The sequence below is a fragment of the uncultured Phocaeicola sp. genome (assembly GCF_948499155.1).
Lineage (GTDB): Bacteria > Bacteroidota > Bacteroidia > Bacteroidales > Bacteroidaceae > Phocaeicola > Phocaeicola faecalis.
In genome coordinates this window covers 1-13,755 of record NZ_CAOOSE010000033.1, presented here as the reverse complement: position 1 = coordinate 13,755, position 13,755 = coordinate 1, and the positions used below count along the sequence as shown (strand labels likewise).

Genomic DNA, 13,755 nt, shown 5'->3' with positions numbered 1-13,755 from the left:
CATATCTTTATTCTTGTTTCACTGCAAAGAAACATAATTTTCCTTACCTTTGCTATATGGAAAAGTATATTTATGAATTAAAAATGAAGGTACGCGACTATGAATGCGACCTGCAGGGGATTGTGAATAATGCCAATTACCAACATTATCTGGAACATACCCGCCACGAGTTCCTCACTTCGGCAGGCATCAGTTTTGCCCAACTGCACGAAGAAGGGGTGGATCCGGTAGTGGCTCGCCTCACCATGGCTTTCAAGACTCCGCTGAAGAGTGGAGACGAGTTTGTATCCAAGCTTTATCTCAAGAAGGAAGGCATCAAGTATGTATTCTACCAAGATATTTTCCGCCTGCCCGACATGAAGGTGGCCATCAAAGCAACCGTAGAATCGGTTTGTGTAGTAAACGGCAGATTGGGTGACAGTACTCTGTTTGACGAGACTTTCGCACCCTATCTGAATGAATAATGGAAGACGAACAACTATACTCTATGGCCCTGACCCGCATTCCGGGCCTAGGACTGACCGGCATCCATAAATTGGTAGACGCATTGGGAAGTGCCGCCACCATATTCCGCAACCGGAAAGAACTTTGCGAACTGGTTCCCGGTATCTCCGCCAAACAGGTAAAGGCGTTGGATTGCCCCGAAGCTTTCCGCCGTGCCGAAGAAGAACTCCTTTTTGCCGAAAAAAACCGCATCCGTTGCCTGACACTGACAGACGAAGATTATCCCTCGCGGTTGCGTGAATGTGACGATGCTCCCCTTGTGCTTTACTATCGGGGTAATGCAGACCTGAATGCGCTGAAAATAATCAATATAGTAGGCACACGTCATGCCACTGCCTACGGACAGGATATCTGCCTCCGTTTTTTGAAAGAATTGGCAGAAATGCTCCCGGAGGTACTTGTCGTCAGCGGATTGGCTTACGGCATAGACATTCATGCCCACCGCGCAGCCCTGACCCATCACCTCAATACGGTGGGAATACTGGCACATGGTCTAGACCGCATTTATCCCTCTGTTCATCGGAAAACGGCCATAGAAATGTTGGAACAAGGAGGTCTGCTCACCGAGTTTATGAGTGGAACAAATCCCGACCGGCAGAACTTTGTCAGGCGGAACCGTATCGTGGCGGGGATGAGCGATGCCACTATTGTAGTTGAATCTGCCAGCAAAGGAGGCGCACTGATTACAGCTGGCGTGGCCGGAAGCTATCACCGAGACTGCTTTGCCTTTCCCGGACGGATAAATGATGAATTCTCCGCCGGATGCAACCAACTGATAAAAAGTAATCAGGCTGCCTTAATCTTGTCTGCCAAAGATTTTGTAGAAACCATGGGATGGAGCGAGAACAAGGAAAAGACATCACCCATAGCCCATCAACGGGAACTGTTCCCCGACTTGAGCGAGGAAGAAGAAAAAGTGGTCGACTTATTGAGAAAAAGACCCGACGGACTGCAAATCAATACATTGGTAGTAAACACCAATATTCCTGTCAACCGGATGAGCGGCTTGCTCTTTGAACTGGAAATGAAAGGTGTGCTGCGAGCACTTGCCGGAGGAATATACCGTTTATTATTATAGCATAATCATCAATCACCGCAGAGGCGGAAGTTTTCCTTCCACTTACCCCTGCGGTGATAAACAGTCTTATCTGATACCAATCTCCGCAAATCCCATCGCCTCGCCTTCATTCACCATTTTTACCGCTTTCAGCATTACATAACGCGCCTTCACGGGGGTGAAATAAACCGATTGCAATATCGGATTGTGCTTGATATTAGAAAACTCGCCTTTAGCTACCACATTATTTATTGCATTGGCATCCGTACCTACAGATATCTCATAGCCGGAAACCAAACCTTTGTTATACTCACTTTGGTCGGGCAAATACTGGAAAGAAGTAACAGTCTGTTCCTCTCCCAAGTCAACGACTACCGCATTGCCGTCTACAAAGCACGTTGTAGCCTCATCCTTATCCGCACACTTCTTGCTTTCCGCCTCATCTACACCGACTAGTGTAAAAGAAAAGCTCTTCATTTCCGCCACTGTCCTGTCAAACGACACGTCACCGGCTTCTCCTGCATAATAAGCCTCTACATTATTGATACAGAGGCAAGCACGGGCATCCGTAAAGTTCACACGAAGCTTATCGGTTGTTATTGTCTCAAAACGAAGGAGACGCTTGTATCCCACTGTCGTCGTTTCTTCATTCAACTTGACAGGAAGCCATTCCCCATCCTTATTATATTCCACAACGAAAGATTTCACACGCTGCCCCAAAGGAATATATTCTTGCAGCATCATGCGGTTCACTTTCTCCGGCTGTGGCAAATCAAACTCTACGGTAGCCGAAACCACACCGTCATTTGTAGCCCAATATGTATCGTAGTCATTATCTGTCATAGCCTTGGCCGTGTATTTTCCTCCTCGTTCATCCGAAACCTTTGCAACGACACCCGACAGAAGATTGTGTGCCAATTGTTTCTGAATATTCTTATGGAAATTAACAGCATTGGCAGAATCCACCGGATGAATCAATCCGTCTCTATCCACCGGGAAGTTCAACAATAAAGTGGCATTATGGCCCACACTGCGATAATAGAGGTCTGTCAACTGGTCTACCGTCTTCACACGGTCGTCTTCTTCAGGATGATAGAACCAACCCGGACGGATGGAAACATCACACTCTGCCGCTACCCACTGATTGCCGTCGGCATGACCGTATTGCAATTCTCTATATTTAGGATAACCGGGATAAACCTCTCCGGCACGCAAGAATGACCAGTTGGTAGCTCCTGCAAATCCGTTCTCGTTTCCCACCCAACGGCAACCGGGACCTCCATCAGAGAAAATCACCGCCTGAGGCTGGTATTTATCAATCATTTCGTAAGCGCGGTCATACTGATAATAAGTCTTGCGGTCGATGGTACGTGAATCTTTCGCACCGCCATACCAACCGTCGCCGCCATTGGCTCCGTCAAACCAGATTTCAAACACAGCGCCATAATTAGTCAACAACTCATGCAGTTGTTTATAGAAATAGTCCACATATTCCGGTGTGCCATAAATAGCCTGATTTCTATCCCACGGAGAAAGATAGACAGCAAATTTAATGCCATACTTTTTACATGCTTCTGACAAGTCACGGACAATGTCTCCTTTTCCATCTTTATAAGGAGTATTTCGGATGCAGTATTCAGTCAGTCCCGTCGGCCACAGGCAGAAACCGTCATGATGCTTGGCTGTAAGGATAACCCCTTTCATACCGGCGGCAACGAAGGTTTTCACCCACTGTTCACAATCCAGTTTCGTAGGATTAAATGTCTTTGGATCAGAATCCCCATATCCCCATTCACGGTCATTAAAAGTATTCAGACCGAAATGCACAAAAGCGTATGTTTCCATCTTTTGCCATTCCACTTGCTTGGCTTCGGGTATCGGAAGAATAGGTTCGGGAGCTTTCACAGCCGGCTCGCAAGCACAAAGCAAGCTCAGGGCAGTCCCGACAAATAAAAGTTCAATGTGTCTTTTCATCAGATTATAAATTAGTTAGCAGACAAATATACATATTATTTCTAATTCTGTAAGAGAAAACAACATAAAATTCGGAGTGAAGCCTCCCCCAAAAGGAAAGAAAAGACGAGAGAACCGGAACAATCAGTGAAAGGTAGGTCTATAAAAAGGAAAAGGAGCAACGCCTTGCTCCAACCTTTGTTAACCTTAAATCTAATACTATGAAAAAAATCACATAACAAATGTAAGGTTTACCCTTATTCCTTCCAAATATTCACTTTAAATCGGACTTGCTTTTAGTATTATTTCACAAAACAAACCGTTTTCGTACACAATATAACAATACGATAAAAAAGGAGCGGTTTAAAAAGGAATATGAAACATTCCGTAGCAGGTAAGCCCGAAGAACAAACTGGTACCCGGTTATTGTTCTCACAATCTTCCCCCTAAAACTTGCAAAATCCTTCCAATCGCTTCCCAGAGCCTTTCACCCCCCAAAATAGGACGTTTAATAAGTTTCTTTTCAGATTATATCTTCTATATTTGCCCCATATAAAAGATAACATAACGAAAAGAAAGCGTCCTCTACCAATTGGGAAACGACCATCTGTCTATTTCTGAAATCTGCTTCGGACATGGCTTTGAATCACTTTCCAACTTCTGCAGGAAGTACTTCGGAGACTCCCCCCGAAATCTCCGAAAAGGAAAAAGTGCCGAGATACAGGAGATATTGCAATAAAAAATGCCCCGCCAAAACAGGCAGGGCACTCTCAAATATCAAGTAAAACTAACCGTAATTAGTCTTTCAGCTTCGCAGCAATAAATTCGCGGTTCAAACGAGCGATGTTGCTGATAGAAACCAGCTTCGGGCATTCCGCTTCACAAGCACGAGTGTTTGTACAGTTACCAAAGCCCAGTTCGTCCATCTTGCTCAACATAGCTTTTGCACGGCGTGCAGCTTCCACTTTACCCTGAGGCAACAGTGCCAACTGGCTCACCTTGGCAGAAACGAACAACATAGCCGAACCATTCTTACATGCAGCCACGCAAGCACCGCAACCGATACATGCAGCAGCATCCATAGCCTCGTCAGCAATAGGTTTTGCAATAGGAATTGCGTTAGCATCAGGAATACCACCGGTATTGATTGACACATAACCGCCGGCCTGCATAATCTTGTCGTATGCGCCACGGTCTACCATCAAGTCGCGGATAACCGGGAAACCTGCCGAACGCCAAGGCTCAACGGTGATGGTATCACCATCTTTGAAACGACGCATATAAATCTGGCAGGTAGTAGCACCTGTAGCAGGTCCGTGAGGATGTCCGTTGATGTACATAGAGCACATACCGCAGATACCTTCGCGACAGTCGTGGTCGAATACGATAGGTTCTTTACCTTCATTGATAAGCTGCTCGTTCAAGATATCCATCATTTCCAGGAATGAGGTATCACCCGGAATATCTTTCATTTGGAAGGTATCAAAATGTCCTTTGTCTTTAGGACCTTTCTGACGCCAAACTTTCAGTGTGAAACTTATATTTTTATCCATGATTTCTATACAATTAATAATTAAGACTTATAGTTACGAGTTTGAACCTTAGTGAACTCATAGTTCAGATCTTCTTTAATCAATTCAGGTTCTTTTCCTTCGCCGGTGTATTTCCAACAAGCTACATACGAGAACTTGTCATCGTGACGAAGCGCTTCACCTTCCGGTGTCTGGTGTTCTTCGCGGAAGTGGCCACCACAAGATTCTTCACGGTTCAAAGCATCGTAAGCCATCAATTCACCGATTTCGATGAAGTCTGCCAGACGGATTGCCTTTTCAAGTTCCACATTCAATTCATTAGCTTCACCCGGAATACGAAGGTCGCTCCAGAATGTCTTTCTTACTTCTTTCAGTTGAGCCAGTGCCTTGGTCAAAGATTCCTTGGTACGCCCCATACCTACGAAGTCCCACATAATGTGACCCAATTCCTTGTGGATAGAGTCTACAGAACGATGACCCTTGATGCTCATCAGTTTCTGGATTTTATCGTTTACAGCCTTTTCAGCAGCAGCGAATTCAGGCAGGTCTGTTGAGAAACGAGGAACCTGAATCTGGTCTGCCAGATAGTTCTGAATAGTATAAGGCAATACGAAATAACCGTCAGCCAATCCCTGCATCAATGCAGATGCACCCAAGCGGTTTGCACCGTGATCAGAGAAGTTAGCTTCACCGATAGCATACAAACCCTTGATAGAAGTCATCAGTTCATAGTCAACCCAGATACCACCCATTGTATAGTGGATAGCGGGGAAAATCATCATCGGAGTCTTGTATGGATTCTCGTCAGTGATTTCTTCGTACATATCGAACAAGTTACCGTAACGGGCACGAACTACATCTTCACCCAGACGGTCGATAGCGTATTTAAAGTCAAGGAATACAGCCAAACCTGTGTTGTTTACACCGAAACCTGCATCGCAACGTTCTTTCGCAGCACGTGAAGCAACGTCACGAGGAACCAAGTTACCGAATGCCGGATAACGGCGTTCCAAATAGAAGTCACGGTCTGCATCAGGAATATCAGTCGGTTTCTTAGTTCCTGCCTGCAATGCCTTGGCATCTTCCAACTTCTTGGGAACCCAGATACGTCCGTCGTTACGCAATGACTCAGACATCAAAGTCAATTTTGACTGCTTGTCACCGTGTACAGGAATACAGGTCGGGTGGATCTGTGCAAAGCAAGGATTAGCAAAGTAAGCACCTTTGCGGTAAATCTGCATAGCAGCCGAACCATTTGACGCCATAGCGTTGGTAGACAAGAAGTAAGTGTTACCATAACCACCGGTACCGATTACTACTGCGTGAGCAGCAAAACGTTCAATCTTACCGGTTACCAAGTTACGGGCAATGATACCACGGGCGCGTTCCACACCTTCGTTATCCTTAATCAGCACAACGTCCAACATTTCATAACGAGTGTACAACTTCACGTTACCACGTTGAACTTCGCGGCTCAATGCAGAATAAGCACCCAGCAACAACTGCTGTCCGGTTTGGCCGCGGGCATAGAATGTACGTGATACCTGAGCACCACCGAATGAACGGTTATCAAGCAAACCACCGTATTCGCGAGCGAAAGGAACACCCTGAGCTACGCACTGGTCGATGATGGCGTTTGACACTTCGGCCAGACGGTAAACGTTGGCTTCACGTGCACGGTAGTCACCACCTTTAATTGTATCGTAGAAAAGACGGTAAACAGAGTCACCATCATTTTGATAATTCTTAGCAGCATTGATACCTCCCTGTGCAGCGATAGAGTGTGCACGACGAGGAGAGTCCTGGATACAGAAGTTTAATACCTTGAAACCCAGAGCACCCAGTGAAGCAGCAGCCGAAGCACCTGCCAAACCGGTACCTACCACAATAATGTCAAGACGACGTTTGTTGGCAGGGTTTACCAATTTTTGATGAGCTTTATAATTGGTCCATTTCTCGGCTAAAGCGCCTTCAGGAATTTTAGAATCTATAGTAGCCATAATGTTATTTACGATTTAATCATTTACAAATTCAGATTAGCAAGCACCGCAAGCGAGTGATTTCACGAAGAAGATAACGACTACTGCTGCAAAGCCAAGAACTACCAAAGTAGAGTAGATGTTACCAATAGTCTTCCAACGCTCGAACCAGATTTTATTGCTCCAGCCCAAAGTCTGCAAAGCACTCCAAAATCCGTGAGTCAAGTGGAACCACAAAGCTGCTAACCAAATGAGGTAAAGCACTGTAAATACGGGGTTGCCAAATGTTTCCTTGATGTAAGCAGCACCGTCTGTAGGACCGAATGCACCCAAATCATGAACACCGATAATTTCGGCAAACTGCATTTTGTACCAGAAATTGGCAAAATGAAGAGCCAATCCAGCAATAACGATAATACCCAGGACAAGCATGTTCTGAGATGCCCATTCTACCGATTTAGGCTTAACATTAACTGCATAGCGTTCGCTACCACGAGCTGCACGGTTCTGCATAGTCAGCCAGAATGCATAGATGATGTGAATTACAAACAGAGCAGCCAGTCCGGCAGTTGCAACCAACGCATACCAGTTCGCTCCCAAGAATTCACAAATCATGTTGTAAGCATCTTCAGAGAAGAGCGCAACAAGGTTCATCGCCATGTGAAATGTCAGAAACAGGACAAGGGCGATACCTGTGACACTCATCACCACTTTCCTTCCAATAGATGAATTACTTAACCACATAAATGATTTAATTTAAATTATTTAATTGTTAGAACTAAAATTTCTGTTAAAAGCTGTGTCTTCACGATGCAAAAGTAAAGGAAATCTATTGATAATACAAGGAATTATGGAAATTATTCTTTAATTAGCGCAGGAACAAAGGGAAGAAAGCATAATTTTCTATCTTTGCGGCAGAAAACTGTAAAATATACAATGAATAAAATTATCTTTCTACTTCTGAGCTTATGCCTCAGCATGAAATTATCTGCGCAAAACTGGGATATCAACACCGTGAAGGCTATCAACAAATGGCAAGTGCACGGCCTCAGCCGCGGATTATCCGAAAGTGGAGTTATCTTACCCATAGGTATTCCCACTGCTATGGGTATTTACGCTTTAATAAAAAAAGACCAACCGTTACTGAAAGATGCCATTTATATCGGTACGAGTGTGATTGAAGCAGCAGGTATCACATACGCTGCCAAACATATCATAGGACGCGACCGTCCTTTTGTAAAGTACCCCGACAAGGTTCATCCTTACGGAGCACCGGATGCAGACAGCCCATCGTTCCCGTCAGGGCACACTGCAGCGGCCTTTTCTCTAGCAACATCGCTTTCCATCACTTACCCCAAGTGGTACGTCATCGCTCCTTCGGCAGTGTGGGCTTGCGGAGTAGGGTTCGCCCGGATAAACCAAGGAGTGCATTATCCAAGCGATGTAGTGGCAGGAGCTGCTATCGGAGTGGGATGCGCTTTTGCGAATATTTATATCAACCGCTGGCTAAATAAGGTATTGTTCAAAAAGAAATCTGTAAACACCAAGTAACGGTTCACCCTTTCTTCACATTGGAGGGTGTGTCGGAACTCCCATAAACTAAAAATCACCCTCGCCACAGGTAGTTGTAGCGAGAGTGATTTCGATAAAAAGGGAGTTTTGACACATCTCCACAGCCCGACTACTGTTTCTTTTTCAGTAATCCCTCAAAGTCCGGTTGCTCCAACAATTCCAAGGCCTTCCTGATACTTTCGTTAGCCTCATTGATAACATGATAATATTCATTCATATCCCATAAATCACGGGCTATCAACGCCTTCATCTGCAATTTCAGCAAAGGCAGGGCTTTTTGATATTCTTCCTCATTATATTCCACGCCCATCTCTTTTCCTGTCGCTACCAATTGCTGAAGCATATCCGGCGAAACCTCGAACTTCTTACGGAAGTCGTCAAACTTCTTATATTTAGACAGCCATTCATTACGATGTGCATCTATCTGCTGAAAATGTACTTTCATCAATGCCCCTTTATCGCGCAACTGACGATGATACTTCGTATAGAGCGTCGTATCAATCGGCACAAAATAATCCGGCATAATGCCACCTCCGCCATACACAGTACGTTCCAGTTTATGAGTCTTGAATTTAAGTGAGTCAGGGAAATGGATACTATCGGCACTCAACATCTCCCCCCGATTATAGCGGTCTATCAAATCCTCATTATATTTTTCAATACTTTCGTAAGGCTTCTGGATACAACGCCCTGCCGGAGTATAATAACGGGCCACCGTCAAGCGAATCATAGAGCCGTCCGGCAAATCGATGGGACGCTGCACCAAGCCTTTGCCAAACGTACGCCGACCGACTACTACCCCTCTGTCCCAATCCTGCACAGCTCCGGTCACAATCTCACTGGCAGAAGCCGAAAACTCATCCACCAGCACAATAAGACGTCCATCCCTGAATCCTCCGGTACCTTTTGCAAAGAACTCGCTACGAGGATTCCGGCGTCCTTTGGTATAGACAATCAACTCTTGTTTCTCCAAGAATTCATTGGCCAAATCAATGGCAGCATTCAGATAACCTCCACCGTTACCCTGCAAATCAAGAATCAAATCTTTCATGCCGAGTTTTTTCAGCTCAGCCAAAGCCTTCTTAAATTCCTCATGAGTGGTAGCGCTAAAACGATTGATACGGATATAGCCGATTTTATCCTTCAACATATAAAAAGCATCAAGGCTGTAAACCGGTATTTTATCCCTTTTCACCGTAAAAGGAAGCAGTTCCCCCACCCCACGGCGCACGATTTTCAAATTCACTTCCGAACCCTTCGGACCTTTCAAACGGCGCATTATATCCTCCGTACTCATCTTCACACCGGCAATAGTCGTATCATTCACCATCACAATACGGTCGCCGGCCAAGATACCCACCTTTTCAGAAGGACCACCCGATACAGGCTGTATAACGAAAAGCGTATCTTCCGCCATATTAAACTGAATGCCGATTCCTTCAAAATTGCCTTGCAACGGTTCATTCATCTTTTTTACCTCCTCTGCATCCGAATAAACAGAATGCGGGTCAAGCTGTTCCAGCATCTTTATGATAGCTTCTTCCACCATCTTGCCTTCATCCACCTTGTCGACATACAAATTTGCAATGGCAAACTCCGCCAACTGCAATTTACGAGCCGGAGAATCCACTAAAGACTTTCTTTCCTGCGCCCGGACAGCACTGAAAGAAAAAATGCAGGCAATCAAGCCTGCAACTAAATACTTGGTATATTTCATCATTAATCTATTTTCATTCCTTCGGGCAAAAACGGAGTTACATCCTTGCCGAATTGCAATAATTCCCTTACAATGGTAGAGCTGATAGAGGTCAGTTCGGGTTCGGTAAACAATAAAATAGTCTCTATCCCTGCCAGTTTCCGATTGATATCGGCAATGGTTTCTTCGTACTCGAAATCATGCACGGTACGAATGCCGCGCACGATAAACCCGGCATCCTGCTCTTTGGCAAAATCCACCGTCAGACTGTCATACGCTTCCACCCTGATACGAGGCTCGTCGGCAAACAATCCACGAATCATTTCCAGACGTTTGTCCATCGGGAACCAAGTCTTTTTATTATCATTGATACCAATACCGATAATCACTTCATCCATAAAGGTCAATGCCCGTTTTACGACCGAATAATGCCCGATGGTAAAGGGGTCGAATGTCCCCGGAAAAATTGCTCTTCTCATCTCACGCTATATCTTCTTCTATAACAAGATTCTCAATTATAAAGTTTTGCCTTTCCATGGTGTTCTTACCCATGTAGAACTCCAGCAGTTCTTTCACCAAATCGGTTTTTCGGAGACTTACCTGTTCCAAACGCATATCTTTTCCGATAAAATGCTTGAATTCATCGGGTGAAATCTCTCCGAGTCCCTTAAACCGGGTAATTTCAGGATTAGGGCTCAGCCGTTCGATAGCAGCCACCCTTTCCTCTTCCGAATAGCAATAGACAGTCTCGTACACCCCTTTCTTACGGTTACGCACGCGGAACAGAGGAGTCTGGAGAATATACACATGACCTTTCTTTATCAGGTCCGGAAAGAATTGCAGGAAGAACGTTATCAACAGCAGACGTATATGCATACCGTCTACATCGGCATCAGTCGCCACAATCACTTTATTATAACGCAGTCCCTCTATACCTTCTTCTATATTGAGAGCCGCCTGCAGCAAATTAAACTCTTCATTCTCGTACACCACCTTCTTGGTCAGTCCGAAAGAATTCAACGGCTTACCACGAAGACTGAACACAGCCTGCGTATTTACATCACGGCTTTTCGTGATGGAACCGCTTGCCGAATCACCCTCGGTGATAAAGATACAGCTCTCCTCTTTCTTATCCCCTTTCGCATCGTTGAGATGGAAACGGCAATCGCGCAACTTACGGTTATGTAAATTCGCTTTCTTGGCACGCTCGCGGGCCAACTTGGTAACACCGGCTATCGCTTTACGTTCTTTCTCTGATTCCTGTATCTTTTGCAACATCACATCGGCCACATCCGTATGCTTGTGCAAATAATTATCCACTTCCGTCTTCACAAAATCACCCACAAACTTATTCACCGTAGGGCCGCCGGGAGCCATATTGGTAGACCCCAACTTAATCTTGGTCTGACTTTCGAACATCGGTTCTTCCACATTGACGGCAATGGCAGCCACCAATCCGTTACGAATGTCCGCATAATCCATATTCTTATTGAAATACTCTTTGATGGTACGTGCAATATGCTCCTTAAAAGCACTTTGATGCGTACCGCCCTGAGTGGTATGCTGTCCGTTGACAAAAGAATAATATTCCTCACCATACTGTCCGGTATGCGTAAAGGCAATCTCTATATCCTCATCTTTCAGATGGATGATGGGATACAGACCGGTAGCCGTCATATTATCATTCAGCAAATCCACCAGCCCATTGCGGGACAAGATGCGCTGCCCGTTATAAATGATGGCCAATCCCGTATTAAGGTAAGTATAGTTGCGCAACATCGTTTCCACAAATTCAGAGCGGAAACTATAATTTTCAAATAAAGTATTATCCGGCTCAAAGAAGATATAAGTACCGTTCTCTTCCGAAGTGTCTTCCGTCCGGTCAGTCTGCAGATTCCCTTTGGCAAAGGTAACTACACGCACCTTTCCTTCGCGATAACTGCGCACCTCAAAGCGCGAGCTCAAGGCATTGACCGCTTTGACACCGACACCATTCAGCCCGACACTCTTTTTAAATGCCTTGCTGTCATATTTACCACCCGTGTTCAGCACGCTCACCGCCTCAACCAGTTTTCCCTGCGGAATACCACGGCCAAAGTCACGCACGCTGACCCGAAGATTCTCTTCTATTGTAATTTCAATCTTTTTGCCCGCCTGCATCTTGAACTCATCGATACTGTTGTCGAGTACCTCTTTCAGAAGAACATAAATACCGTCTTCTGCATGCGCTCCGTCACCCAACTTTCCAATATACATACCGGGACGGGTACGCACATGCTCCATATCGCTGAGGTGGCGGATGTTATCGTCGGTATATTCTACGGCGGAATTGTTTATCAGTTCGTTGTTCTCTTCCATATCTTAGTAACGGTTACAAATTCTGTTTCTTCACGGCGGCATCTGTCAGCCGATACTTTTCTTATAAGCACGACGGCGCTTATGCTGTTCTGTCTTGAAATACTCCCACTGCGCCTGTACCTTTCCGTTCAGTTCCAGTTCAGGATTACTTTCGGCATACTTGAATCCCAATTGCTGATACACAGGAATCAAGTCGGAGAATAACAAAGCATTCACCCCTTTGTTCTGATATTCCGGTTTCACAGCCACCAACAGCAAATCGAGCATAGGAGGATATTTATGCATAAACAGCACCTTCATCAGGTGATACCAACCCATAGGCAGCAAACGTCCCTTTGCCTTTTGCAATGCTTCAGACAAAGAAGGCATTGAGATACCCACCGCCACCAATTTATCTTCAGCATCAGTCACCAAGGTCACCATACGCAAGTCTACAATAGGCAAATACATCTTGATATACTGGTTAATCTGTCCTTGTGACAAAGCCGAGAAGCCATAAAGCGGAGCGTATGCCTCATTCATCAACTCGAATATGGCTTGACCATATTCTGCTGCAATTTTCTTACCCGATGTATATTTCTTCACCTTCAGGTTAAACTTGCGTTGAATCAAGTCACTGATACGCTTATGCTTATCGGGAATCGCATCCGGAATATAAATCTTATACTCCACCCAGTCGGCATCTTTCTCAAACCCCAACTTCTCCATGTGTTGCGGATAGTAAGGATAATTATAAATCGTCGCCATCGTACTCAGCTGGTCAAAGCCTTCAATCAACATTCCTTCCGCATCAAAATCAGTAAAGCCCAAAGGCCCTTGAATGGTATCCATGCCTTTCGACTTTCCCCATTCGGCCACTGCATCCAGCAGTGCACGTGATATTTCTATGTCATCCAAGAAATCAATCCATCCGAAACGCACTTCCTTTTTCTGCCATGTCTCATTGGCACGGCGATTGATAATTCCGGCAATACGTCCCACCACTTTATCATCTTTATAGGCCAAAAAGTAGACAGCCTCGCAAAACTCAAAAGCAGCATTCTTCTTGGGGCTGAACGTATTCAGCATATCATCGTACAAATCGGGTACGGAATAGGGATTCTC

Annotated in this window: 11 protein-coding genes and 1 pseudogene; 4 read left to right on the top strand and 8 right to left on the bottom strand. The window is 45.1% G+C overall.

Features of this window, described 5'->3' with window-relative positions:
* The first annotated feature begins 56 nt into the window (after positions 1 to 56).
* Positions 57 to 464: an acyl-CoA thioesterase gene (locus QYT14_RS16850; RefSeq protein WP_237040593.1), complete on the top strand. Its 408-nt coding sequence runs from the start codon at positions 57 to 59 to the stop codon at positions 462 to 464.
* The gene (dprA, locus tag QYT14_RS16845; protein ID WP_288326025.1) at positions 464 to 1,582 is read left to right on the top strand and encodes a DNA-processing protein DprA; all 1,119 of its coding nucleotides are present in this window, start codon (positions 464 to 466) and stop codon (positions 1,580 to 1,582) included. Before QYT14_RS16850 ends, dprA begins: the two co-directional genes overlap by 1 nt.
* Positions 1,583 to 1,648: 66 nt before the next feature.
* Here dprA and QYT14_RS16840 read toward each other — a convergent pair whose 3' ends face one another.
* On the bottom strand, positions 1,649 to 3,535 hold the full coding sequence (locus tag QYT14_RS16840; protein WP_288326026.1) for an alpha-L-fucosidase: 1,887 nt from the start codon (positions 3,533 to 3,535) through the stop codon (positions 1,649 to 1,651).
* Between the two features lie 547 nt (positions 3,536 to 4,082).
* Here QYT14_RS16840 and QYT14_RS16835 point away from each other — a divergent pair.
* A pseudogene (locus tag QYT14_RS16835) lies at positions 4,083 to 4,253 on the top strand (AraC family transcriptional regulator); the annotation flags it as partial.
* 58 nt (positions 4,254 to 4,311) lie between these two features.
* On the opposite strand, the gene QYT14_RS16830 reads toward QYT14_RS16835, so the two are convergent.
* The 3 genes from QYT14_RS16830 to QYT14_RS16820 are packed head-to-tail and all read right to left on the bottom strand — an operon-like array spanning position 4,312 to position 7,769.
* Positions 4,312 to 5,067 carry a succinate dehydrogenase/fumarate reductase iron-sulfur subunit gene (locus QYT14_RS16830; protein ID WP_007841755.1) on the bottom strand — a complete coding sequence of 252 codons (756 nt, stop codon included), beginning with the start codon at positions 5,065 to 5,067 and terminating at the stop codon, positions 4,312 to 4,314.
* A gap of 20 nt (positions 5,068 to 5,087) precedes the next feature.
* Positions 5,088 to 7,046, bottom strand: a complete 1,959-nt coding sequence (locus QYT14_RS16825) for a fumarate reductase/succinate dehydrogenase flavoprotein subunit (protein ID WP_237040599.1) — start codon at positions 7,044 to 7,046, stop codon at positions 5,088 to 5,090.
* 36 nt (positions 7,047 to 7,082) lie between these two features.
* Complete coding sequence (locus tag QYT14_RS16820; RefSeq protein ID WP_237040600.1) at positions 7,083 to 7,769, bottom strand: succinate dehydrogenase/fumarate reductase cytochrome b subunit; 687 nt, start codon at positions 7,767 to 7,769, stop codon at positions 7,083 to 7,085.
* A gap of 192 nt (positions 7,770 to 7,961) precedes the next feature.
* Here QYT14_RS16820 and QYT14_RS16815 point away from each other — a divergent pair, with 192 nt between their 5' ends.
* The gene (locus QYT14_RS16815; protein WP_237040601.1) at positions 7,962 to 8,576 is read left to right on the top strand and encodes a phosphatase PAP2 family protein; all 615 of its coding nucleotides are present in this window, start codon (positions 7,962 to 7,964) and stop codon (positions 8,574 to 8,576) included.
* Positions 8,577 to 8,706: 130 nt separating this feature from the next.
* Here the strand turns inward: QYT14_RS16815 and QYT14_RS16810 are convergent, their stop codons facing one another.
* From QYT14_RS16810 to QYT14_RS16795, 4 genes are all read right to left on the bottom strand, one after another.
* Positions 8,707 to 10,314: a S41 family peptidase gene (locus QYT14_RS16810; protein WP_288326035.1), complete on the bottom strand. Its 1,608-nt coding sequence runs from the start codon at positions 10,312 to 10,314 to the stop codon at positions 8,707 to 8,709.
* Between the two features lie 2 nt (positions 10,315 to 10,316).
* Entirely contained in the window at positions 10,317 to 10,772 is a 456-nt protein-coding gene (gene coaD / locus QYT14_RS16805) for a pantetheine-phosphate adenylyltransferase (protein ID WP_237040602.1), read from the bottom strand.
* A 1-nt stretch (position 10,773) separates the two neighbouring features.
* The gene (locus QYT14_RS16800) at positions 10,774 to 12,651 is read right to left on the bottom strand and encodes a DNA topoisomerase IV subunit B (RefSeq protein WP_237040603.1); all 1,878 of its coding nucleotides are present in this window, start codon (positions 12,649 to 12,651) and stop codon (positions 10,774 to 10,776) included.
* A 45-nt stretch (positions 12,652 to 12,696) separates the two neighbouring features.
* A partial coding sequence (locus QYT14_RS16795; RefSeq protein WP_289826419.1) for an N-acetyltransferase occupies positions 12,697 to 13,755 on the bottom strand: 1,059 nt, incomplete at its 5' end.

Excerpts from the sequence above, each read along its gene's own strand:
- QYT14_RS16850 (WP_237040593.1), top strand. The coding sequence starts at position 57 with ATGGAAAAGTATATTTATGAATTAAAAATGAAGGTACGCGACTATGAA.
- dprA (WP_288326025.1), top strand. The coding sequence starts at position 464 with ATGGAAGACGAACAACTATACTCTATGGCCCTGACCCGCATTCCGGGC.
- QYT14_RS16840 (WP_288326026.1), bottom strand. The coding sequence starts at position 3,535 with ATGAAAAGACACATTGAACTTTTATTTGTCGGGACTGCCCTGAGCTTG.
- QYT14_RS16830 (WP_007841755.1), bottom strand. The coding sequence starts at position 5,067 with ATGGATAAAAATATAAGTTTCACACTGAAAGTTTGGCGTCAGAAAGGT.
- QYT14_RS16825 (WP_237040599.1), bottom strand. The coding sequence starts at position 7,046 with ATGGCTACTATAGATTCTAAAATTCCTGAAGGCGCTTTAGCCGAGAAA.
- QYT14_RS16820 (WP_237040600.1), bottom strand. The coding sequence starts at position 7,769 with ATGTGGTTAAGTAATTCATCTATTGGAAGGAAAGTGGTGATGAGTGTC.
- QYT14_RS16815 (WP_237040601.1), top strand. The coding sequence starts at position 7,962 with ATGAATAAAATTATCTTTCTACTTCTGAGCTTATGCCTCAGCATGAAA.
- QYT14_RS16810 (WP_288326035.1), bottom strand. The coding sequence starts at position 10,314 with ATGAAATATACCAAGTATTTAGTTGCAGGCTTGATTGCCTGCATTTTT.
- coaD (WP_237040602.1), bottom strand. The coding sequence starts at position 10,772 with ATGAGAAGAGCAATTTTTCCGGGGACATTCGACCCCTTTACCATCGGG.
- QYT14_RS16800 (WP_237040603.1), bottom strand. The coding sequence starts at position 12,651 with ATGGAAGAGAACAACGAACTGATAAACAATTCCGCCGTAGAATATACC.